Source organism: Enterococcus sp. SMC-9 (assembly GCF_021011285.1).
GTDB classification, from domain to species: domain Bacteria; phylum Bacillota; class Bacilli; order Lactobacillales; family Enterococcaceae; genus Enterococcus_C; species Enterococcus_C montenegrensis.
In genome coordinates this window covers 220,546-244,571 of sequence record NZ_JAILYE010000006.1, presented here as the reverse complement: position 1 = coordinate 244,571, position 24,026 = coordinate 220,546, and the positions used below count along the sequence as shown (strand labels likewise).

The following is a 24,026-nucleotide window of genomic DNA, read 5'->3' as shown; positions in this document are numbered from 1 at the left end:
ATTCAGTTTGGGACTTTTATTAAAAAAATTATTACCTGAACAGTAGACTCTAGTGCTATTTATTTGGTTCAACTTCTTGGTAAAAGTTATTGATTGCTTGTTGGTTATAGGCAAGATAGTCAAATTTCTTGAAAGAACCCTTAAAGTTGAAAATGCGTAACATTCCTTCGTAGATATCTTCTGTTTCAGTACCGTTAGTTAACATGCCATAAGTCTCATCTTTCCCGATGACCTGGACGTTGGCAGGAATATTAGAAGCTAATATTTTCATGCCCAATGTTAGGCTTTCTAACAATACCATGGGTTGCCCTTCATAAAGTGAAGGTAGAATAAAGACGTTTGCCTGCGCAACAAAAGCAAATGGATCTTGCATGTGCCCTTTTAGAAAGACGGCGCTTTCCAGTTGAAGTTCAGAAATTTTATCTGCTAGTTGTGATTCCAAAGGTCCTTTTCCTAATATATACAATTTAGAATCCGAATGTTTTTGATGAAATTTAGCAAATCCTTCTATTAATTTTATCTGGTTTTTTTCAGGTGAAAGTCTGCCCATCGTTACAAAATTAAAACCTATATCCATCTCTTCTTTTATGTTTGCCAAGGACTGATTTGTTGCGATTGATTCGTTTAATCTTTCTCGATAAGTTTCCCAAGGTGTTAAGTCAATATTATTAGTTTCGGTATAACCAATTACTTGCCCATTGACAAGAATACGCGCATAGGCTTGCCCGTCGACAAATTGTATTTCATTTATGAAAAGGGGCGTGTTTTTATAATCTGACAATACTTCTTCTAATATTTTTGAACCAGTAGTTTTTGGTGGCTCACTATAAAGGAGTTTATTTGTCGAACTCGAATTTACGAGACCGTAAATTTTAGTAGTCACTAAGGTATCAGAAAAGCCTATTCTTTTTTCTTTATCAATTTTTTTTGTGCGATTATTAAAGTATAAAGCAAGTGGAGAACCTGAAATCAATGTATGTGTTCGAGTCAAGCATCTGACAGCAATAAAGCCAAGTTCTTTTCCTAAATAACGAACTCGATAGTAATTGCCTTGATCGGTTTCCCATAATTCAGTTGCTTCAAGGTATTGGCCTTTAAAATATTCTAATTTTGTAAGTGCCTCACGAGGTGTGCCATCCAAATTTAGATGCTTCCAAATGCGGTAAGAAAGGTAACGAGAAATTGTACCGATTATATGAATCTTCTTATGATTAATTACATTTACGGGACGTTCAACCAGTAGATTGCTCTCAATCCAACCAACATACATACCATTTATTGAAACTTTACTGTACGTTAGATCGTCTAAGGTGCATTGCGCAAATTCTGAAACTTTATCTGTTTTTTTGATAGTAAAGGTTGTTGCAGTATTATTTTGAATAGCCGACATATTTTTATAAACAGTTATTTCACCATCACGATAAAAAGATAAAAACCTTCTATCAACTACAATATTCTGAATATCCGTACTGCTTGGCAGACTAAGTTGATTAGAATCTTCTTTTGATTCTAGTATTTTTTCAATGTTAATCGTATTAACAACATAACCCATTTGACTATCTGTTATATATCTTGCAAGCTTTTCTTTGTTAACATCCATTGTCATAGGAGAGACGCTTAATAAGCGATTAAATTTATAATAGAGAGTAAAGAGTGCGGTTAGATTTCTTAGCATTGGCATTTTACCGTTCACTTCACGATGCGCATCTGCATACAAGTCATTATGCATGAAGGCACAATACTTGTCAGCTTGTGCACCGAGAATATAACGTCCCCAAAAATAACTATAACCGCTAAAATCAATGGCAGTATCGAATTTCAAACTAGCAGTTAAACGATTTGTTTCTCTTCGATAGCCAATTTCAGGATAATTATTTCGTCTGTTATCTGGAACGCCACGAGCCATGAATTCTCGATTTATACGTCGTTCTTTTTTTGTCAAGATATCAATTCCAAAACGGAAAAGAGGGCGAACATTTTTATTCATACGATTGTAATTGTTTTCTACTTCTCGAGAAGTAGGAGGATTACCAATAACCGTTACATCGTATTTGCTATAATCAATATTGTTTGTCAAATTAAGAAAGCTTGTTGTAATTCCGTTGTCTTTCATACCACCAGGATAAAGTAAAAGTTTGGTTTTATTGGAGTCTACCTTTCGTACTCTAATTTTGTCAGATACCTGCTGTTTAAAGATATAGTCAATATAACGTTTTGTAGTTTTACCATCGTCATAAGGAACCATCCTTTTTTTCAACTGAAGATATCTTTCTTTATAAGGAGCAGTACTAGCTTCAATGTTTTCAATTAAGTGAATGAGTTCTGTGAGATTTTCTGCAGCGGGTCCAGGTAATTCATCATCTTTCAGATACATGCCACGTTCATATTCGTATAAATCTTTGTCCCAAACATAAAATAAAATTGGTTTATCCGTTACCAAATAGTCAAAAAAGATAGAGGAGTAGTCTGTAACCAATAGATCAGTTGCAGCTAATGCTTCATTGGCATCTATATAATCGGAAACTAGGTAATCTTTAATTCGATCATCTTCGCTAACAACGTCAAAAATGAAGGGATGAACTTTAACCAAGACTTGATATTTTTTTTTGAATTTATTGGCTAAAATCAATGTTTCATTAATTATTTGTTCAACGTCATCATTTGCTTGATTTACATTCTTACCTTTCCAAGTGGGTGTATAAAGAATAATTGGTAGGGTCGAATCTACTTTTACACCGTAACTATTAATTTTCTTAATAGCTGTTTCTCGTGACAGGTTAATTGTTTGATCAATTCGCGGGTAACCACCCTCTAAAACTTCTCCTGGGTAAATACCGTCTAATTTATAGCCTTTAATAAAAATATCGCTAGTATGAGCATTGGGAGATAATAGATAATCTGTCATTAAAAAGTTACGTAATACATTTTGAGATGCAGAAATGGAAAAGGGAATGTCAAATCCCATGTATTTTAAAGGTGTACCATGCCATGTGTTAATGTAAACTTGACCAGACCGTTTGCTGAAAAAAGACTCGAAAGTTGAATTTGAAATTAAGTATTTTGCACTTAGTAAAGCATTAACATAAGCGATGGTCTCTCTAACAACAAAGGTAACTTTATGACGTAAGTTTTCAGGTATAATATTTTTGATACTATCTTCATCTTTGTTAATAACCCAAACGTGCTGGAATTTTTCATAAACTGGTTGATTAGCCAAATATAAAAACATTGCATAAGGAGAGTCGACGATTGATTTACCATCTCTGGTCTCATATACAATTTTATTTTCATCTATGGGCATAGATTCATAATTTTCGGCATAATATAGTCGCATTTTATGATTAATTGAGGGGTTTAAATGCGAATAAATTTTTTTTATCTTTGTTTTCAACATAATCTCCCTTTCTTATTGTCTTGAATATCCATTCTCAAGGACTTTTGAGTGCTATTGAAATAGCCACAAACCTCTTATAGTTTACACTATTTCTAAAGTAAAAGAAATGTATGGAAAATCAGTAATAAATTGAAACTTTCTCAAATCATGGTAGACTAGAAATGTTCTAAAAATAGATAGAGGATAATTATTCAGAATAGGAAAATATTATGTCGATAATTACGAAGTTGAAAAATAAAATAATGTCGCCTCATGAATTGCGTTATTTAGCATACCGAAAAAGAGCGATTGAAAAAGATACAATCTTATTTGAAGGTTCGCATGGGCGTAACGTTGAGGGACATATATATGCACTAGCAACATATTTGAAAAAAAATTCAAACTATAAAATTGTGATAGCTGTTAAAAAAGGCGCTAATATTCCTGAAGAACTCACAGATAATTGCGTTCAACATATGAGTAAACAATATCTTCTTTATTTGGCAACCGCAGAAATTTTAATAAATGACACTTCTTTTTGGTCTTTTTTTCATAAACGTAAAGAACAAAAGTATTATATTTTTTGGCATGGAACGCCTTTAAAATGTCTTGGTAAATCAACACAAGTACAAGGTTATGGTAATGTACAGCGTAATTTAGCTGCTGCAGATAAGATATTTATTAATAATGAGTTTACTAAAGAAAAGTTAGCAAAAGATTTTGGGATTGAAAAAATTGTTAAAAATGAATTTGTTGTAGGCCCCTCACCACGAAATTCATTACTATTTGAAGATAATAATGTGGTTAAGGGACGGATTGTTTATATGCCAACGTGGCGAGACAATCGTAGTGATACAGATGAAATACGTACACACTTACAAGAATTAGATAAATCATTAGGACAAGAAGAAGTTTTTGTTAAGCTACATCCTTATGAAGCAGATCAATTAAATATTGAAGAGCTTAACTTAAATCATATTAAGCCTTTTCCAAAAGATATTGAACTATATACTTTTTTGGCGACAGCAGAAAAGCTAGTAACCGATTATTCGTCAATAATGTTTGACTTTGCGGTTACAAAACGGGATGTTATTTTATTCACGTATGATCAAGATGAGTATGAGGCAGAACGGGGAATGTATTTTTCAGTAAATGAATTACCGTTTAAGCAAGCGAAAACAATTTCTGAATTGGCACAATCGTTACTAGAACAAACAGTTACGACATTTAATCACATTAATAGTGAATTTAACCCGTCTGATTCCAAAAAAGGTACACAAGAAATTGCCGATTTCTTATTTAATAATAAGGAAACGAAAAGAATCAAGCGTTTTTTTAATTGGAACGGTAAAGAGAACGTTTTAATTTATGCCTATAAATTTGATAATAATGGTATAACAAATTCTTTATTAAATTTGCTTGCTAAAGTTGATTTGACTAAACGAAATTATATCATCACATGGCCAGAGGGTTTAATTGACGACAATCGTGAAGCTGTAATCAAAGGGCTTCCTAACGATGTCTTCACTTTTATTGAGTCTGGTAAAACTCAGGCAACATTTTCTGAAATGTGTCACACGTTTGCTTATATGGCTGAATTTCCAACAAATAAAAAGTTAGTAGCAAAAATGTATCAAAGAGATTTTGATCGTATTTATCCGAACGTAAATGTTCATACCTTTATTCACTATCCTGGTTACGACCGATCTTATGCAGTTTGGACTTGGGCGTTGCAGTCGCTTGGGATTAACACAATGATATTTGTTCATACGGATATGGAAAAAGAATTTCAGATTAATAAACACTTGAAAAAAGAAATTATATATGAAGCATATGGAAAAGCGAATCATGTTGTTTGCGTCTCTAATACGATTGCTAAAAAGATAAAAAAAGAAGTTCCTAGTGCAAATATAACAACAATGAATGTTCTATTGAATCCAGAGCGGATCAAGATATTGGCACAAAAGCCATTTGACGAATCAATACCTGTAAAGTTAAGAGATGATTTTTCTTCGCCTGATGTCAAAGTATTCATTAATATTGGACGCTTTTCAAAACAAAAGGGAATTGACCGGCTTATTGCGGCGTTTAACCAGCTGTCTCCTGATGAAAATACGCGCCTTGTAATCGTGGGAAGTTATGGTCCTGAAAAGGAGACGATTCTTAATCAGATCGCAATATCAAGTCGAAAAGAGGATATCTATTTGTTCTCTCAATTGGATGCACCTTATAATTTGGTAAAGGCTGCAGATGCCTTTGTTTTCAGTAGTCGTTACGAGGGATTCGGTATGGTGGTTTTTGAAGCACTGGCTGTGAATACGCCAGTAATCATGACCGCCGTTCCAGAAACGGTAGAGGCTTTAGGCGATCAAAATGGTGTAGCGTTAATCGTCGAAAATAGTACGATGGGTATTTTACTGGGTTTAGAAAAATTTTTGGCTGGAGAAGTGCCAATGATAACTTTTAATTTTGATAAAATGACTGAAAAATCACTTGAGGTCTGGGAAATGCTGTTTTAATTATAAAAAGTTCTGTCACAGTCAACCTTGACTATTGACAGAACTTTTTTATAAACAACCTAGAGAAGCAACATTCTGCTATCTATTTTTTTCTTTGTTACATTAATTTTTTAGTGGATATGTTTTTCAAAGTATTCGGCAATTACTGAAACGATTTTTTTACTAGCTTTACCGTCTCCATAAGGATTTTCAGCATGAGCCATTCGGTCATATTCAGAACTATCTGTAAGCAAGGTAGAAACTGCATCATAAACTAATTTTCTGTTTGTTCCAATTAATTTAACTGTCCCCGCCTGAATGCCTTCAGGTCGTTCGGTGGTATCGCGTAATACTAAAACGGGTACACCTAGAGAAGGAGCCTCCTCTTGAATACCGCCAGAGTCAGTTAATACGATATGACAACGAGACAGAATGTTTTGAAAATCAACGACGTCGAAAGGCTCAACCAAGTGTATTCTCGTGTTATTTCCCAATACTTTTTTTGCAAGGTCACGTACAGCAGGGTTTTTATGCATAGGGAATATAATTTCGACATCTTCAAAATCATGTGCGATTTCTTTTATTGCGGTAAATACATTTTCCATTGGTGTACCTAAATTTTCTCTTCTATGCATAGTTACTAAAAGACGGCGAACACTTGAACCATTGCTTGAAAGAATAGGGTTCTGATAGTTTTCTGAAATAGTAAATTTCATTGCGTCGATAGCAGTATTACCAGTCACGTAAATGGCATCATCGGCTTTATTTTCTCTTAGTAAATTTTCTTTACTCTGTGAAGTAGGAGCAAAGTAAAGATCTGAGAGGTCGTCTGTCATTTGTCGATTCATTTCTTCAGGGAAAGGAGAATACTTATTCCATGTACGTAAGCCGGCTTCTACATGTCCAATAGGTATCTGGCAGTAAAAGGCTGCCATTGCTGCGGCAAATGTTGTGGTTGTATCACCGTGAACTAAAACCATATCAGGATTTTCTTTTTTTAAAATATCACCAAATCCATTAAGTACGCGAGAAGTAATATCAAAAATAGTTTGCCCTTGACTCATGATATTTAAATCATAATCAGGATCAATATCAAAAATATCTAGTACTTGATCTAGCATTTCACGATGTTGCCCTGTGACAACAACTTTAGGATCACACCAAGTCTGACTCTGCAACTCCTTAATAAGTGGTGCCATTTTGATAGCTTCTGGTCGTGTCCCAAACACGCTCATGATTTTAAGCTTGTCCATTTACATACTCCTTGTCTACATATTGAAGTTTAAAAATACGAGATTCTTTAAGAGAATAGCACGCAAAAAAAGAAAAATCAATTTTAAGAAAGCGCAAACATTAAACTTTTGACTTCATTGAATTCTATATAAATATAACGTATAATTGTTCGATGATGTAAGTGAACTGAAAGAGGGGTATCCATGATTCAACCAATATATGAGAATAGACTTATCGCGGATTGGTCGTTGTTAACAGATACAGTTTTAGAATTTAAATTGTTAAATTCTAATGAAATATTTAACGTTGATTTTGCCCAAATGGTGGGCAAAGTTGAGGTTTTTACAAGTAGCACTTATAAAGAAACTTCATTTGAAATTATTGGTGTTTTTATACTCTCACAAGTGAAACAATATATTTTTATTGAGAATGGCAAGGTTTTTGTTGCAGACCATATGTCTATCGATGATAGCGGTCTTAAAGTAAACATAAATTTTTTTGATGAACGTTTCTACTTAGATAGCACAGCAGCACAGCTTTCAATCAAAGATAGTAAATCTGATTGGTGTTATTTGGTTGATGAAAAGATTTTCTTCTTGAAGAGCGCACAAGAAGATGAAAAGATTTTTGTCGATACTCCTATTTCAGGAAGTGATAATCCACATCTTTTCTTTAGAATTACAGTTGACAAATACAATGCTTTTTTTGAGGTTTATCGCAACTCCGCTAGATATGTAATGAAATATCTCAGATATAGAACTCTTTCTGAACAATTACCCAACTTTTTAAGGATAGATTGTTTAACTTTTAATAAGATAAAAATAACTTGTGAGAATGATGAATTTATAATTTCAAGAGATAGACTAGGGAATGGTAGACAAAAGATAAGTATTTTGAAAAACCATAAACTAGATCATCCGTTATTCTTTGAAATAAATGGGAACATGTTTGTGATAGAAGCAATAAAAAATACGTTGTATATTCAACTTGTAAAAAAAGATGATGGACTTATTAAGAAATTTTCTCCGAGGGCTATGAGAGTATTTCATTATTTTGTTTGTTTTGGTTTATTGAAGTATAAATTTGATGTTATGAGCTTAGACTTAAAAAAGGTAATGACAGGATACGGATTACATGTAGGAAATGTACACAATTTTCGGGGAGTTTTTTTCTTTGTGGTTGATTTAAATAAGATGGGTAAGGTTACGAGCTTTCATAATCGTTTATGGCTAGGCGAGTTTATACACAGATTGAAAAAAAGTGATATAGAAGATGCCCAGAATATTTCAATTGCTAATTATAAAAACAACTCAATATTAATGAGGTTCAATAATCAAGGCATGCTGTCAGTCTCTGTTGTACCAAGGAGTAAACAGTATGAACTATTTAATCGATTGAAACAAAACGTTGCATATTATCTTGTAAGAGCACGAAAAAGAATCTTTGGTTACAAACCAAAAATTAATCTTTATTTTGAAAAAGATTGTAGTCGGGCAGAGGAGTCTGGTTATCGAGTATTTCAAAATGTTATGTTGCAAAAAAAATTGGAATCGCAAAATTTTTATATTTTAGATGAAAGAGCAAGTTACTTTGACGTAATAAAAAAGAAATATCCAGATAACTTAGTAAAAAGATTCTCATTTAAACACTATTATCTACTTTTTTCAGCTACGAATTTGATATCAAGTGAATTGAGTAATCATGTTGTGGAAGTTCGTGTTTTAGTAGAAAAGCTTACAAAAAAAATCAATTCAACGCCTTTATATTTTTTACAACATGGTATTATGTTCGCTAAACCTGTTGAAAATCCAATGGCAAGAGGATTTTATAAATCCGATATGAGCTTTACTTTAACTAAAAGTGTGATTAGCTCAGATTTGGAAGCAAGAGAGTTTTACAAGATGGGGTATAAGGACTCTGAATTAATGAAAACTGGTTTAGCTACTTTTGATTATGCAAAAAGAGATAGTGATGCTGATAAAATCGTATATATGCCTACCTATCGTTATTGGGAAGAGAAAGCTATCATTAATGGACAACTTAATGAGACAAGTTACTTTTACTCAATTATGGAAGTAGTTAGAGAATTTGAAAAAAATGGATTAATTGATAGATTGTTAATAACACCGCATAATAAACTTTCTGAATATATCTTGAATTATATGCCAGAATACAAACATATCATTTGTGATAACCCTAGTATTGCGTTAACTAAAAGTTGTATTTTTATTTCAGACTATTCTTCTGCTATTTATGATGCTATTTATCGTGGTGCATATCCGATATTTTATTGGAAAGACTCAGAATATCTGATTAAAAATTATCAAGCTACTCCTCCTGTAAATGTGGATAATGCTCCTGGAGTAATAGCGTGGGATGAGAAAGAATTAATGACCAATGTTATACAAGCCATTAAAAATAATTATGAAATCGAGCCGGAAAATCTAATAAGGTATCGAAGAATTAATGAATTTTATGATGGGAAAAACACTAAAAGAATTATCGAAGTCTTAAAAAAGGATAGTGTGATTTAATTTTTTTAGGAAATATAAGTATAGTCTTCTGTTGGCTTCCAATACAAAACTGCTAGTTTATTGGAAACCAATGAAGGCTATTTTTCATTCCAAACCAACGAATATCCCTGTTCTTTTGCGTAATAATTATTACGCAAAAGTTCGCGCTAAAATTTTTCAAAAAGATTCTGCGTCAAAAATTTCCGCCCAAATTTCCCAACAATATTTTCTCATGAAAATTCTGCAACAAAACACCGCAACGTCAAAATTTCTTGTCAAAAATAACTTCCTCTAAAATACCTTCCGCAAGCAATCGGCTGCTAGATACTTTTGGTTTACTTCGCCTGTTTGCCACAAGAAATCTGCTAATAATTCAAAATCTTTAGCCGCATAATTGTGCTGTTCTTCAAATGTGAAGTGGCGCAAGTTTTCGGCGGCTTGTGGTGTATAGTGGGCAACTTTTATCGCTTGAGCGCACTTTTCAGTAGCTGATAGGGCGTTGAAGTCTTGGGCAGCGGCTTCTAAGGCGCGGTGGAAATTGGCAACTGTTTCGCCATTGTTATCATAAAATTTACGATCAAAGCACCACATCACCATATTTTTGTTTGAATTTTTGGAGTGCCATAAAATTTCAGTATCGGGCTGACTTTTTAAGATGTCTGTGATAAATGGTTCGATGGCAACGAGGCCGTCAATTTTCTCATTTTGCAGCAGGTCCATCCGCTCGTAGGTGTTATCGACCCACACGATTTCAGGCTGGTTGAGGATGTTTTTTAAATCATGAGCCATAAAAAAGGGAAACAGTCCTTTACGGGCGACCCCGATGCGCAGCCCTTTTTTGGGCGCGTCTTTTTTTACTAGCAGTTGAATGGTGCGGGTCAAATCAGTGGTGACGACAGCGTCTTTTCCTTGCTGGCGGTAGTTAAAGTAAAAGGTTAAATCCCCCATCATAGCATCCACATCATCGGCGACAAAACTGCTTTTTTGTGCGAATTGGAAAGTTTCGGCAATCGTTAAGTCAACGGGGACACCAAATTTTTCAAAGTAGCCGAGTTTATCGGCAAAAATTACAGGTAACACGAGGGGATTGATTTTATTTTGAACCAAACGGATTTTTTCCATTATAAGTACTTCCTTCCCATGATTTGGATGAAAAATAAAAGGCTCATCCAAGTGTTAAAGTGATAAATCAACAGTAAGGGGCGAGGGCCATATTCTTTGCCCATTTCAGGGTAAACAGCCGGAATTTTCCAATAGTCTTTGTACCAACGTTGCCAGCCTTGGCGGTAAAAAATCAAACAGCCGACTAAAAATTGCCACCAGGGAATGGTTTGCGTTGCCAAAAGAATTACCCAACAGCTAAACAAGAGCAAAAATTCAGGTATCACAAGTAAAATGGCATTGCGAAAACCGATGACGTGAGGCAATGTTACCCGCACGCCGCGATCTTTTTCGTAGTCGCCCACGTTATTGGTGGACATTAAAAAGACGGTTAAAATCATGGGAATTACACTATATACAAGTAGCTGCCAACTGCCACTGCCAATTTGCACCCTAGCTGCTAAGTAACAAGCAAGGCCACCGACAAAAAAGCCAGAGACGATTTCTCCTACTGGATAAAGCAGGTAAGGTTTTGGACCTAAGGAATACGTAATTGCCGCCAGTAAACCAACTAATCCCCAAGCGAGCAGCCACAAATCTTTGGTGAGAAAAACCAGCAGCAGACCACAGCTGCCGCCAAGGGCAATCATGAGGAGTAAAACAAAGACAGCATCCAAAAATTTGGCATCGCCACGAACCAAGCCCTCGCTCCTTTTGTGGTGGGTAAAGGTTGCTTCATTTTCTTCTTTGGCTAAATAAGCGCGCATTTCATTGGCGGTATTGGCGACAATATTAAAGCAAAAGCCGGCAATAAAAAATAAAATCACGTATAAAAAATGGATTTCTCCTGTCAAATATGCGCCAAAAAAGCTCCCGCTTAAAACCGGCAGTCCGGTGGCAAAGCCAGTCCGCACTTCCATGACAGTATAAGCACGTTTTGAAAAACCGTGTAAATAGGTTAGAACATTCAACTTTTGACACCTCCTGCCAAACTTTCATAAATATATTTTTGCAATGCTAAAAAGACCAGTAGCATCGGAATAATGCTTAAAATCACCAAGGCACAAATCACTTGCCAGTTGGTTTGATTAGGGCCCATAAAGCGGTAAAGGGCAGTAGCAACTGTCCCGTGCTCTGAACCAGGTAAATATAAAAAGGGAATATAAAAATCGTTGTAGATGCTAATCATTTTTAAAACGATCACTGTGCCAGTGGCTGGCCGCAATAATGGAAATAAAATTTTGCGATAGATTTGAAAATAACCAGCCCCTTCTAACAGTGCCGCCTTATCTAATTCAACGGGGATTTTTTCATACATTTGCAAATAGACGTAAATCATGACAACATCTGCTCCCAAATAAATTACAACCGGGGCAATTAGGCGATCGTAAAAACCTAACGCGGTGATAATTTTAAAAGTAGAAATTTGGGAGACGACCATCGGGACCATCGAAATTAGAAAATAAGCCCCAATCACCAGCTTTTTAAAAGGAAAATCAAATCGATTTAAAACATAAGCGACCATTGAGCCAATTAAAACACTGCCGCAGACACCGCAAAAGACTAAAATGAAGGTGTTGATAAAGGCTTGGGGCAGATTGCCAGTGGTAAAAGCCAGCCGATAATTTTCAAAGTGCCACTGTGTTGGCGGGGTAATTCCGCGGGTGGCGTTAAATTCTTGGTAAGTTTTAAAAGAGCCAAAAAAAACGGTCAAAAGCGGATAGCAGCAAATAAACAGCCAGGCAATTAAAAAGAAATATTTACTAGTTTTGGCAATCATTCGCATTTATTTCTCCTCCTTTTGAAAGCGTTGCTGGGCTAAACTTAAGAAAATCACAATGAAAGACATTAAAACTGCTAGACTAGAGCCTAGGCCGACTAATTTTTGATCAAAGGCGACTTTTATTGTTTGGACTAAAAAAGTCGCGGTTCCATTGGCACCATTGGTCATAATCAAGGGGATTTCAAAGGCGGAAACAGCCCCAATGGTGAGTAAAATAAAGTTCAATTTTAAAACGGTGCGAATGTTTGGCAAAATAATATAGCGGGTTTGTTGCCATAAATTGGCGCCTTCTAAACTAGCAGCTTTTTGATACACTTTAGGCAGACCTTGAATGGCGGCAAAATACAGTAAAAAACTCGTGCCTAAATGGCGCCATAAGGAAATAAAAGCTAATGTATAATTGGCTACCGCCGGATCCCCCAGCCATAAGCGAATAAATTTGCCTAAATGTAAAAACTGCAAAAGCTGGTCAAATGAGCCGTCTGGTTCAAAGAACAGGCGGAAAATCAAAGAAGTGGCCACACCACTGATCATAATGGGAAAAACAATCACAGCCTTAAAAATATTTTTGCCGTAGGTTTTTGTCGACAATAAAATGGCTAAAGCTAGGGCTATCATGATTTGTAAAAGACCAGAACCTAAGTAAAAGAGATTGGTTTTAAAGGCCTGAAAATAAACCGGGTCCTGCCAAATGGTGATATAGTTTTTAAAGCCGACAAAGTTTTTTTCAACTGAAAGTCCGTCCCAATCGGAAAAGCTGTTGTAAATTAACGTTCCAATCGGCAAGAGGCCAAAAATTAGTAACAATAAAAGCGGTAAAGAGAGAAAAAGCAGAATGGTCTGCTTTTCCTCTCTTTTTAGGCTGCGCTTATTCATGGGCTTTTGCTGCAGCCTCCCATTTTTTCTCTAGGCTTGCGACATAATCTTGATAGCTTTCATTTTGATCAGGGTATAATGCGATGTTTACAGTTTTTTGTAAAACATCCGTTAAGCGGCCAACACCGACTTCATTTGCAATAGCGCTATATGTGGCTTCAATAGCAGGGTCTGTTGCTGGGGCGGTTAAGATGACGTTGTTTTCTTTAATCGCTTTTTGCTGGCTTTCATTTAATTTGGCTTTAACAGGTGTCATGCCGCCCATATCTTTGGCAAAACCAGAAGCAGGATCAATGAAAAAGTCTAGGAAAGCTTTGGCAGCGACTTTATTTTTAGAATTTTTGTTAATGCCAATCACAGAAGGTGCACCAAGAGCTAAGCTGGTTTTACCAGCTAATAAATGTGGAAATGGCATAATGTTGATGGTATCTTTGCTTAATTTTTGAATTGGGGCGACATCTTGGGAGCCACTCATTAGCATGGCGATTTTGCCATCCGCTAATTGTTGTTGTGCTTGTTGGGTTTCTAGGGTAACGGGATCTTTTTCAATTAAACCAGCTTTTGCTAATTCGTAAATAACATCCATGACTTCCCGAATTGGTTGCCCGTCTTTAAAGGCAGTTTTACTTGTCACCATTTCTTTTTTGAAGTCTTCACCACCATAAGAAGACAACGCACCTGCCCAAACAGCTAAACGTTGGTAATTGGTATAAAAGGCAATCGCACCAGTTTTTTCTTTAATCATTTTAGCGTCTGCGATTAATTCATCGGTTGATTGGGGTAATTTATCAATGCCGGCTTTTTTGAAAACTGCTTCATTGTAAATTAAACCCAATGAGTTTAAAACAGTCGGCAAGCCGTATGCTTTGCCGTCGTAATCGGCTTCAGTGACGTCCAGATAATCTTTTTCCATCGCTTTTGTTGTGCCTAGCTCTTCAAAGTATTTACTGTAATCTTGTGGTTTGCCTGCCATTGAAAAAGGCACAAAAACGACGTCACCATAATCTTTGGTGTTCATGCGATTGGCGATGTATTGATCGTAATCAGTGCCAGCAGACTCCCATTTAATGTCTGTAATCTCAGGATATTTTTTCTTAAAATCTTTTTCCATTTGATCATAGAGTTTATCTGCATCTGTACGATTGGTGACAACGGTCAATTCACCGCTGACTTTATCGTTTTCTTTTGTGTTTGCTTCTTTAGAATTGCCGCAGGCTGCTAAAAATAAAGTTGCCGCCGCTACTGCCATCCCTAAATAAATTTTCTTCATGTTCTTTCCTCCAATAAAATAAAAATAAATAGCTGTTTGGTCAGCTAAAATTTACAAATCAAAAAAGAGTAGTTTGCTGGTATCAAAAGTAAAATGAACGCGTTGGCCCATTAAATTGCTGGTATCCTGGTATGTTTTGACTGAAAGTATGCTATCTTGCCACGCAAGCTGTAAAATACTGCTGCCCCCATAATACCGAATTTCTGTGACGACCCCTATTTCTAAAGGAGCCGTAAATTCACCATCTTTGTGTGAAATTTCACGAATATGAAGATACTCACTGCGAATGGCGACTAATTTTTTTGACTCCTGGGGAAATTGCTGCTGCAATTTTTGCGGCAATTTACTAAAAGGAAATAAATTAATCGCAGGGCGGCCAATAAATTCTGCCACAAAACGGTTCTGGGGTTTTTCATAAACTTCGTGGGGTGTACCAACTTGCTGGATAAGGCCGTCTTTTAAAACAATGATACGATCGGCTAATGACATGGCCTCTTCTTGGGAATGGGTGACAAACAAAGTCGTCGCCTGTAATTTTTTATGGGTAGCTAAAATTAAATCCCCCACTTGATCTTGTAATTTGGCATCTAAATTGGATAAAGGTTCATCCATTAAAAATAGCTTGGGGTTACGCACGATTGCCCGCGCTAAGGAAACCCGCTGTCTTTGTCCCCCAGATAAGTTTTTGGGCAAAACATTTACTACCTCTGTCAAACCTAACTCTTTTGTTACCCAGTCTAATTTTTCTTGTCGTTCTTTTTTTGCTGTTTTTCGAATTTTCATGCCAAAAGTAATGTTTTCTGCCACCGTCATGTGGGGAAATAAGGCATACTCTTGAAAGACTAACGCCATATCGCGGTCTTTAGGTGCCAATTTTGTAATTTCTTGGTCAGCTAAAGTGATTTGCCCGCTACTGGGTTCTTCAAAACCGGTCAAAATATTTAAAAGCGTCGATTTTCCACTACCGCTGGGTCCAACGATGGCAATAAATTCACCTTTTGCCACATCTAAAGAAAAATCTTGCAGCGCTTTTGTCTTTTTATGGGGATAAAGCTTGCTGATATTTTGGATTGATAAATAACTCACAGCACAACCTCCTGTTAGCTGAAATTCGCCTCACCAAGCTTACACTTTTTTTGTTTATGCGTCAAAATACGACAAGCAAAATAAAATATGTATGAAAAAAAACTGAGAAAAAATAAAAATATATTGTCATTTTATTGCGTAGTTAGTTGTAGCGAAGAATTTAATGAGTAAAAACACGCTACACCAATATAATTGCGGTGCACTAAGATGAGTAGCTTTGAGGAATAGCTTTTTAGTAAGAAACGGAGATTTTCAAAATTTTTTGCGCAAATCACAATCCAAAAGATGTTGGATTACACCTCAAGCTTCAAGAAGTTTTCACTTATGGCCAAAGAAGCTCCTTTTAGCACAGCATTTATACGCAAATAGGAATTTCAGACAAATGAATGTACCAGCACTTTATCTGCTAACCATTCGCCGAATTCTTACAACCTTTTTTTACAAAGTTTTCCATGTTAAGATGAGTGACAAGAGAAGCTGAATCAAAAGCCGTAAAAAGTAGTGAGAAGAGGATTATACGTGGATGTTTTAACACAATTATTAAAAGAAAAATTTGGCTATGAAAGTTTTCGCGCAGGTCAATTGGAGTTAATTCAAAAAGTTTTGAAAAACGAAAATGTGCTGGGAATTATGCCAACTGGTGGCGGCAAATCCATTTGCTATCAGCTGCCGGCTCTTTTATTAGATGGCTTGACGTTAGTTGTATCTCCTTTAATTTCTTTAATGAAAGACCAAGTGGATGCATTAAATGAAATGGGAATTGCGGCAACTTTTGTCAACAGCAGTCTGTCACAAGAAGAAGTGAGTGTGCGGCTAAAAGATGCTGCTTACGGAAAATATAAATTGGTTTATGTGGCACCGGAACGATTTGAGATGTTTTCTTTTAAGCAATTGTTGCAACAAGAAAAAATCAGCCTCATTGCAGTGGACGAAGCCCATTGTATTTCCCAATGGGGGCACGATTTTCGCCCCAGCTATTTGCAGTTAGCAAAAGAGATTAAAGCATTGCCTCAAAGGCCGGCAGTTATTGCGCTAACGGCTACGGCAACGCCCCAAGTTGCGGCAGATATTGAAAACAGTTTAGAAATTCCAGCTAACAATAAAGTACAAACCGGCTTCGCGCGGGAAAACTTGGCTTTTCAAGTGGTAAAAGATGCCAAAGACAGCTATTTATTAGAATACTTACGGGTCAATGCCAATCAAGCGGGTATTATTTATGCCAGTACGCGAAAAGAAGTTGAGCGGGTGTATCACTTGTTGAAAAGCAAAAAAATTGCGGCCGGCTACTACCATGGCGGTTTAACAGAAGCAGCCCGCACTAGAGCACAGGAGGCTTTTTTATTTGATGAAATTAAAGTGATGGTAGCAACCAACGCTTTTGGCATGGGGATTAATAAAAGTAATGTCCGTTTTGTCATTCACGCGCAAACGCCGGGAAATATTGAATCTTATTATCAAGAAGCAGGACGTGCAGGGCGAGACGGCTTACCCAGTGAAGCAATTTTGATGTATGCGCCCCAAGATTTACAGGTACAGCAATTTTTTATTGATAATTCCGATATGGAGATTGATTATAAGCAAAAAGAATATTTGAAATTGCGGGAAATGAGTCAATATGCCCATACTGAAATGTGTCTACAGCGGTATATTTTACGCTATTTTGGCGAAGACGGTCCTGAGTGTGGACATTGTAGTAATTGCTTAGACGAACGGGCAGTTGAAGAGATTACCTTAGATGCGCAAAAAGTGTTGTCTTGTGTAAAGCGCATGGGAGAACGCTTTGGTAAAGCATTAATTAGCAAAGTTTTGACCGGCTCAAAAGATCAAAAAATTACCCAATGGCATTTTGAAAAGTTATCCACCTATGGATTGATGAAAGACTGGAGTCAAAAAGATGTCAGCCAATTGATCGACTTTCTAACGGCAGAAGGCTATTTAACGCCAACGGAGGGACAATTTCCTTTGTTAAAAATTTCAGCTACAGGTAAAAATGTGTTGTTGGGTCAGCAAAAAGTGATGCGCAGAGCACAAGTAGTGAAAAAATTGGCACCAGATAATGAACTATTTGAAAAGCTGCGGCAATTACGCTTGGAATTAGCCTCAAAGCAAAATTTACCTCCTTATGTTATTTTTTCCGATAAAACTTTGTATGAATTAGCAGAAGTTCAGCCCCAAACTACATTAGAGATGTTGCAAATTAAAGGGGTGGGAGAAAATAAATTGGCGAAATATGGCGAAGCCTTTTTGGAAGTATTACAAAAATAAGCTCTGTTTATAACGAAGTAACCAAATTTGATTTAAAACTCTGGTAGCAACATTTTGAAAGTAAACAAAAAAGTTCCCATTTTGACTTTTTAGTTCCTATCTTTAAAAATGTCACCTACAGGAGTTTTTTTGTTCAAAAATCTTAATTTGTGTAGTAATGAAGGAGTATAGAGATACTTTGCGCTTATTTTTGAGAGCGGATCATCGATAGAGATTTTTTTTAACGAAGTTTAGCTGTAAAAAATTTAGTGCTTTATGAAAAGTAACAGCATAAAGATTGCGATAATAGAAGTAGGGGTGTAGAATAGTTTTCCGCTTACAAATAGCGACACAAATGCAAATTTAGGAGTGGTGTTCGCATCGACACACAAGCAGAAGAAATGTATTTGAAAAAAGTTTATCACGCCTTGCAACAAGAACAAGAAAAATTGACTGAAACTTTAGCACAAGGGCAAAGTGCTGGGATTGCTGCTTTACAAGAGATGGCCCAGGATGTGCGGTTAAATTTTGATAATTTTGCTGATAATCTGGATACCTATGCCCAATTGGAAATGAAAAATCGCGAAATTGACCAACTGAACTTAAAGCAAGAAACCGCAGCAAATCGCCTCGCGCAAGTGGAGCGTTTATTGCCCCAAGCCTATTTTGGTAAAGTTGCGGTGGATTATTTCGACAATGAAAAAAGCCAGCCTTTTTATATTGGCATCAATGGTTTTAGTTCGGAGAATGAAAATTTAGTTTATGATTGGCGTTCTCCAATTGCTGAGTTATTTTATAATAACGTTTTGGGGAAATCCCACTATTTGGCTAATGGCGCAGAAATTTTTGTTTCCATCGATTTGCGGCGGCAGTTTGTCATTGCCTATGATCAGTTAAAGCATTATTTTGATACCAATATCGCTATTGAAGACGACGTTTTACTTGCGGCACTAGAAAATAGTGCCACTGAGCAGATGCAAGCTATTACAGCCACGATTCAGCAAGAACAAAATGTTATTATTCGTGATCTGGCTGCTGAAATTATTTTGGTGAACGGTGTTGCAGGAAGTGGAAAAACTTCTACGATTATGCAGCGGATCGCCTATTTACTTTATTCTTTCCGCCAACAAATTAGCGCCGATGACGTGTTGATTTTATCCCCCAATGATAAATTTATTCAATATTTAGCTAACGTCTTGCCGGCCTTAGGTGAGAAAAATCCTCGGAATTTGACGTGGCGTAAGTTACTGGTGTGGCAGTTAGATAAAGAGTTGGAAACAGAAAGTGATTACTTTGAGCGGATTACGAAAAATGACGTTTCTGACCAAACAGAAATTCTCCGTAGTCGAAAATTTGCTGAATTTGTTGCCAGTGGCAGTTCTATTTTGCAACAGGGGAATTATTTTCAAGCAATCACACTAAAGAAAAAAGTGATTATTAAAGCAGAGTTATTAGCCGAAATGTTTGCTACGACGCCACCAGAGGCAAGTTTTGGTGAGCGACTTCAAGGGGTAGCAGCCAAATTAAATAGTTATTGGCAGCGACGTTTGTTAAAGCAAGCGCAGAAAAAAGCGTGGCAAGATCGTCTCTTAGCCTTATCGGAAACGCAACAACAAAAATATTTTGGACACCTATTGCAAGATGAGTCACCTAAAACACTACAAAAATATACACATAAGCTGTTGCAACAAAAATTTGCTGCTGTCACGGCACAAATTGCCGACTTTTCGTGGCTCCAACCAGAAAAAATGTTGGCAGATTTATATCAAGCCTACACCAATGAAACCTATTTGGCCGCAAAAGTAATGACTGTCGATGAAGCGACGATTGCGTTATTCATCCAACACCGCTTTATCCAAGCCAGCCCGCTTAGCCGGATGCAATATGTTTTAGTAGATGAAGTGCAAGATTATACACCGGCGCAAATTTTTCTACTAAGCCAATTGTTTAAAGCCAGCCGTTTTACTTTAGTGGGAGATAGCAACCAAGCAATTTTTAATACAAATACGGACTTTGCGACGATTGCGGCGATCTTTGAAACTTCTAAAAGACAAGTTACCCGCTATGATTTATTAAATAGCTATCGGTCCAGTGGTGCAATTACAGCCGTCTTCCAGCAATTAGCAGCCCAAGAAAACTTTACTATTGTGCCTGTGCGTCCCAAGGGTAAAGCAGTGACAGTAAAACACCTCGCCAAACTTTCAGATTTAAGAAACATAATAAATGAAATGAAGCCTGTGACGATTATTACGAAAACACAAAAAGAGGCCGATGATTTAACTAAATGGTGGCAAGGTCAAAATGCTGCTTTAAAAAAAGAAGCTAAGGCAAGAGCAGAAGTCACCATTTTACCAATCAGTTTGGCTAAAGGCTTGGAATTTGATCGCGTAATTTTGTACAATACCATAAAAGAAAATTATGCTAACGATCGCGAACGTAAAATGCTATATACGGCAGCCTCCAGAGGAATGCAGGAGCTTACGATTACGTATTTTGACGGATTAACACCATACCTTAAATTTCTAGCCTAAAAAAATCCACTGTAAAAACACGTTTAAGTGCTTTGACAGCGGATTTTAAATTTTTTTTAAATTCTATCCTGTCTTGTTACTTGCGAGCTTTCCGGTGCATTCAGCTTTTCTATGATCTAGCTTCATGCACCAGCTCTCTGCGGTAACAAGCCAAAATCTTGAGAAATTTGGGAAACAATATATCAAGATCCTGTCTTGTTACTTGCGAGCATTCCGGTGCATTCAGCTTTTCTTAGATCTAGCTTCACAAACTAGCCCGCCAATAAATAAGCCGAAATTTTTAAAAATTTGAGTAGCAATTTTCAAAAATCCCGTACTTATTTTTTGCGGACTGCCCAAGTTTGTTCAGCTTTTCTATGTGTCCAGCTTCATGAACTAACTCTCAATGACAATAAGTCAAAATTTTAAGAAATTTGAGGAACAATTTATCAAAATTTCGTCTTATTGCAAGAGAGTTGAACGAGTTCATTCAGCTTTTCTATGATCCAGCTTCATGAACCAGCTCTCTGCGGTAACAAGCCAAAATCTTGAGAAATTTGGGGAACAATTTATCAAGATCCTGTCTTGTTACTTGCGAGCTTTCCGGTGCATTCAGCTTTTCTTAGATCTAGCTTCACAAACTAGCCCGCCAATAAATAAGCCGAAATTTTTAAAAATTTGAGTAGCAATTTTCAAAAATCCCGTACTTATTTTTTGCGGTCTGCCCAAGTTTGTTCAGCTTTTCTATGCTTCGGCGTCAAATTTTACTGTGACGTTGCCGTTGATGGCTTTTGTATAGGGGCAAATATTTTCGGTTTCTGCCATATATTTTATGGTGTCTTCTTTACTTAAGCCTTCAATTTTGCCAATTAGAAGGACTTCTAAATGCAAGGTGGTAAAATCTGGCAAGTCGCCAAGCAAGCTGACTTCGGCACGGATCTCACGTTTTTTATCACCTAAACCATCACGTTCTAGTGGAAATTGCATTGCGCCGTTAAAACATGCGGAAAGACCAGCGGCAAATAATTCTTCAGGGTTGGTATAACCTTCTTTTTTTACACCTGTTGTTAAGACATCCAAAGACCCTGTGACAGATTTACTTTCTCCTTCGCGACCACCTGTGTTAATCACTGTTGAAGTTGACATTTTTTTCATCTGTTTTCCTTCCTTTCAAAAAATAATGCTTTAAACATTTGCAACGATAAGGCGTTTTCACCTTCAAATTAACCGTATCACGATTGTAAATAAAAACAAAATGAAGTGCTTGTGTTTTTTTGTTGCAAATACAATAAAAATATTTTAAGATAAACTTATCGCTAAACTGAAATGAGGAAAAATATGACGGATATTTTACGTGATTTAGGTAAAATTGCGCGAGCACTAGATTCTATCGCGAATATTGAGTTTAAGGAATTTGCTTTAACCCGCGGGCAATATCTTTATTTGGTTCGGATTTATGAAAATCCCGGAATCATTCAAGAAAAACTAGCCGAGATGATTAAAGTCGATCGTACCACAGCAGCCCGGGCCATTGGGAAATTGGAAAAGAATGGTCTAATTGAAAAGCAGCCGCAATCTGACAATAAAAAAAATAAATCACTTTTTGTGACCAATAAAGGAGCAAAATTGGCCCCAGTTATTCAGGCGGAAAACCAATATTCCAATAAAGTTGCATTAAAAGGATTTAGCGAACCAGAAATGCAGCAATTGGCGGCCTATTTGTCACGGGTAGAAGAAAATATCGCTTCAGAGTGGGAATTAGTGAAAAAAGGTGTGACACGACAGTATGACAGTGAAGATTAGTGCAGTAAAACAAGCAGAGCTTCAAACGTTAAAGGAAATCAGCGAGACGACGTTTAAAGAAACCTTTGCAAAAGATAATACGCCAGCAGATCTCGCTATTTTTTTGCAGCAAAATTATAATTTGAAACAACTCCAACAAGAGCTGGACAATGGCGATTCCTTTTTTTATTTTATTTATCAAGACGCGCAATTAGCTGGTTATTTAAAGCTAAATATTGGCGAGGCGCAAAGTGAAAAAAGTAGCAGCGAAAGCTTAGAAATTGCGCGTATTTATATTTTGGCGGCTTTTAAACGGCAAGGTTTAGGCCATGAGCTAATGCAATTTGCAGAAAAGGTAGCAAAAGAAAAACAGAAAAAAGAAATCTGGTTAGGTGTCTGGGAATACAATCCAGTAGCAATTGCTTTTTATAAGAAAATGGGGTTTGTCAAAAAAGGAGAACACGTTTTTACGATTGGCACAGATGATCAAACAGACTGGGTCATGACAAAATATTTGAATTAAAAAATCTTGGAGGGAAATAGATGAAAAAAATTATTGTAGATGAAAACTTTTGGGAGCTCTTTCCTGAAGCTGAAATTTTTATCGTAACGGCAAAAGAAATTAATAATCAGGTTAATGAAGAAGATGATCCGTATTTTTCTGATTTATTAGCAAGAGGCAAACACGATGCGCAAAAATTTTTGACGGCAGACTCTTTTAGTCAAAATGAAGTCATTCAAGAATGGCGCCAGGCGTTTAGCCAATTTAAAACTAAAAAAGGTGCCCGTTCGTCAATTGAAGCTTTATTAAAACGGGCGAGCCAAGATCGTACGTTTAATCCCATTAATCCTTTGGTGGACTTGTATAACAGCGTCTCATTGAAATATGCCGTTCCTTGTGGAGGAGAAGATATCGCCTCAATTTCAGGGGATTTGCATTTGGGTAAAGCCAAAGGGGGCGAAAGTTTCAAACCGCTGGGAGCTAACGAAGATGCCCCGGCGCTCCCTGAAGAAATCATTTATTATGATGAAGTTGGTGCTGTTTGTCGCTGTTTTAACTGGCGAGAAGCCCAACGCACGATGCTACAGGAAAATACAACGGACGCAATTTTGGTCATTGAAGCGATCAATGCGCAACAAGCTATGCGGGCTAAGATGGCGGCGGCCGAATTAAGCCAGCTGATAGAGGGCTATTTTAAAGTTAAAACAACTACCGCAACGTTAACTAAAAAAACACCGGAACAACAAATTTAATAAAAAAACTGTAAAGGATGAAAGTGGCAAGCAATTGTATTGCCAGCAAGTAATTTCTTTGCAGTTTTTTTCTTTTTTTAAAGATAAAAAGGATAACTATCGTATTATTTGCAAATTTTTATCAAGCTAGCTAAAATTTTTAGTGAGAAGTGATAATATTCACAAAAAAGTGTTTGACTTTTCTGACAATTCAACTTAGAATATAACACAACCAATTTTATATTTTTGACGGTGAAAAGAAGAGTAGTAAAAAAATACTGTAAAGAGAGCCTTTGGTTGGTGAAAAAAGGACAGTTACTTTTTGCGAAACACATCTTGGAGTTGCATGTTTGAAAAAAGTAAAAGATGCCGGGTTAGCCCGTTACAGCTGCGGTCATTGTTGGATGACTAGACAAAAAGGCTGACGACTAAAAGTGCCAAGATACGCACATTTATGAAAGCAATAAAATGCACCGTTTGTTAGCTTGATCGCTTGAGGTCTATCTTTGGATAGATAAATTGAG

16 protein-coding genes and 1 other annotated feature (1 of these 17 running past the window's edge) are annotated in these 24,026 nt (G+C 36.5%); of the genes, 7 read left to right on the top strand and 9 right to left on the bottom strand.

Going from position 1 to position 24,026, the window contains the following annotated elements:
• Positions 1-55: 55 nt before the first annotated feature.
• A complete protein-coding gene (locus tag K4422_RS11130) occupies positions 56-3,394 on the bottom strand; it encodes a CDP-glycerol glycerophosphotransferase family protein (protein ID WP_230711149.1) in 3,339 nt (1,112 codons plus the stop codon).
• Positions 3,395-3,603: 209 nt separating this feature from the next.
• Here K4422_RS11130 and K4422_RS11125 point away from each other — a divergent pair, with 209 nt between their 5' ends.
• Positions 3,604-5,892, top strand: a complete 2,289-nt coding sequence (locus K4422_RS11125; RefSeq protein ID WP_230711148.1) for a glycosyltransferase — start codon at positions 3,604-3,606, stop codon at positions 5,890-5,892.
• Between the two features lie 110 nt (positions 5,893-6,002).
• Here K4422_RS11125 and wecB read toward each other — a convergent pair whose 3' ends face one another.
• Positions 6,003-7,124, bottom strand: a complete 1,122-nt coding sequence (gene wecB / locus K4422_RS11120; protein ID WP_230711147.1) for a non-hydrolyzing UDP-N-acetylglucosamine 2-epimerase — start codon at positions 7,122-7,124, stop codon at positions 6,003-6,005.
• Positions 7,125-7,307: 183 nt separating this feature from the next.
• Between wecB and K4422_RS11115 the strand changes: the two genes are divergently transcribed.
• Positions 7,308-9,638 (top strand): CDP-glycerol glycerophosphotransferase family protein, encoded by a 2,331-nt coding sequence (locus K4422_RS11115; protein WP_230711146.1) that lies wholly within the window; start codon positions 7,308-7,310, stop codon positions 9,636-9,638.
• A gap of 270 nt (positions 9,639-9,908) precedes the next feature.
• On the opposite strand, the gene K4422_RS11110 is transcribed toward K4422_RS11115, so the two are convergent.
• From K4422_RS11110 to K4422_RS11085, 6 genes are all read right to left on the bottom strand, one after another.
• A complete protein-coding gene (locus K4422_RS11110) occupies positions 9,909-10,739 on the bottom strand; it encodes an ABC transporter substrate-binding protein (RefSeq protein ID WP_230711145.1) in 831 nt (276 codons plus the stop codon).
• Positions 10,739-11,689: a prenyltransferase gene (locus K4422_RS11105; protein WP_230711144.1), complete on the bottom strand. Its 951-nt coding sequence runs from the start codon at positions 11,687-11,689 to the stop codon at positions 10,739-10,741. Before K4422_RS11105 ends, K4422_RS11110 begins: the two co-directional genes overlap by 1 nt.
• Entirely contained in the window at positions 11,686-12,504 is an 819-nt protein-coding gene (locus K4422_RS11100; protein ID WP_230711143.1) for a carbohydrate ABC transporter permease, read from the bottom strand. The genes K4422_RS11105 and K4422_RS11100 overlap by 4 nt, the downstream gene beginning before the upstream one ends.
• Positions 12,505-13,308, bottom strand: a complete 804-nt coding sequence (locus K4422_RS11095) for a carbohydrate ABC transporter permease (RefSeq protein ID WP_230711142.1) — start codon at positions 13,306-13,308, stop codon at positions 12,505-12,507. It lies immediately after the preceding gene.
• A gap of 61 nt (positions 13,309-13,369) precedes the next feature.
• A complete protein-coding gene (locus K4422_RS11090) occupies positions 13,370-14,647 on the bottom strand; it encodes an ABC transporter substrate-binding protein (protein WP_230711141.1) in 1,278 nt (425 codons plus the stop codon).
• Positions 14,648-14,698: 51 nt separating this feature from the next.
• Positions 14,699-15,733 carry an ABC transporter ATP-binding protein gene (locus tag K4422_RS11085; RefSeq protein ID WP_206903258.1) on the bottom strand — a complete coding sequence of 345 codons (1,035 nt, stop codon included), beginning with the start codon at positions 15,731-15,733 and terminating at the stop codon, positions 14,699-14,701.
• Between the two features lie 519 nt (positions 15,734-16,252).
• On the opposite strand from K4422_RS11085, the gene recQ reads away from it, so the two are divergent.
• A complete protein-coding gene (recQ, locus tag K4422_RS11080) occupies positions 16,253-17,998 on the top strand; it encodes a DNA helicase RecQ (protein WP_230711140.1) in 1,746 nt (581 codons plus the stop codon).
• Positions 17,999-18,378: 380 nt separating this feature from the next.
• Positions 18,379-20,508, top strand: a complete 2,130-nt coding sequence (locus tag K4422_RS11075; protein WP_230711139.1) for a HelD family protein — start codon at positions 18,379-18,381, stop codon at positions 20,506-20,508.
• Positions 20,509-21,231: 723 nt separating this feature from the next.
• Here the strand turns inward: K4422_RS11075 and K4422_RS11070 are convergent.
• On the bottom strand, positions 21,232-21,642 hold the full coding sequence (locus K4422_RS11070) for an Ohr family peroxiredoxin (protein WP_206903261.1): 411 nt from the start codon (positions 21,640-21,642) through the stop codon (positions 21,232-21,234).
• A gap of 183 nt (positions 21,643-21,825) precedes the next feature.
• Here K4422_RS11070 and K4422_RS11065 point away from each other — a divergent pair, with 183 nt between their 5' ends.
• From K4422_RS11065 to K4422_RS11055, 3 genes are read left to right on the top strand one after another with little or no spacing between them, the layout of a single operon-like run.
• Positions 21,826-22,290, top strand: a complete 465-nt coding sequence (locus tag K4422_RS11065) for a MarR family winged helix-turn-helix transcriptional regulator (RefSeq protein WP_230711138.1) — start codon at positions 21,826-21,828, stop codon at positions 22,288-22,290.
• Positions 22,274-22,792 carry a GNAT family N-acetyltransferase gene (locus K4422_RS11060; protein ID WP_230711137.1) on the top strand — a complete coding sequence of 173 codons (519 nt, stop codon included), beginning with the start codon at positions 22,274-22,276 and terminating at the stop codon, positions 22,790-22,792. The genes K4422_RS11065 and K4422_RS11060 overlap by 17 nt, the downstream gene beginning before the upstream one ends.
• Before the next feature lie 20 nt (positions 22,793-22,812).
• On the top strand, positions 22,813-23,523 hold the full coding sequence (locus K4422_RS11055) for a B3/B4 domain-containing protein (RefSeq protein ID WP_230711136.1): 711 nt from the start codon (positions 22,813-22,815) through the stop codon (positions 23,521-23,523).
• Between the two features lie 222 nt (positions 23,524-23,745).
• Positions 23,746-24,026 (top strand) — a binding site (T-box leader); it runs 29 nt beyond the window's last position.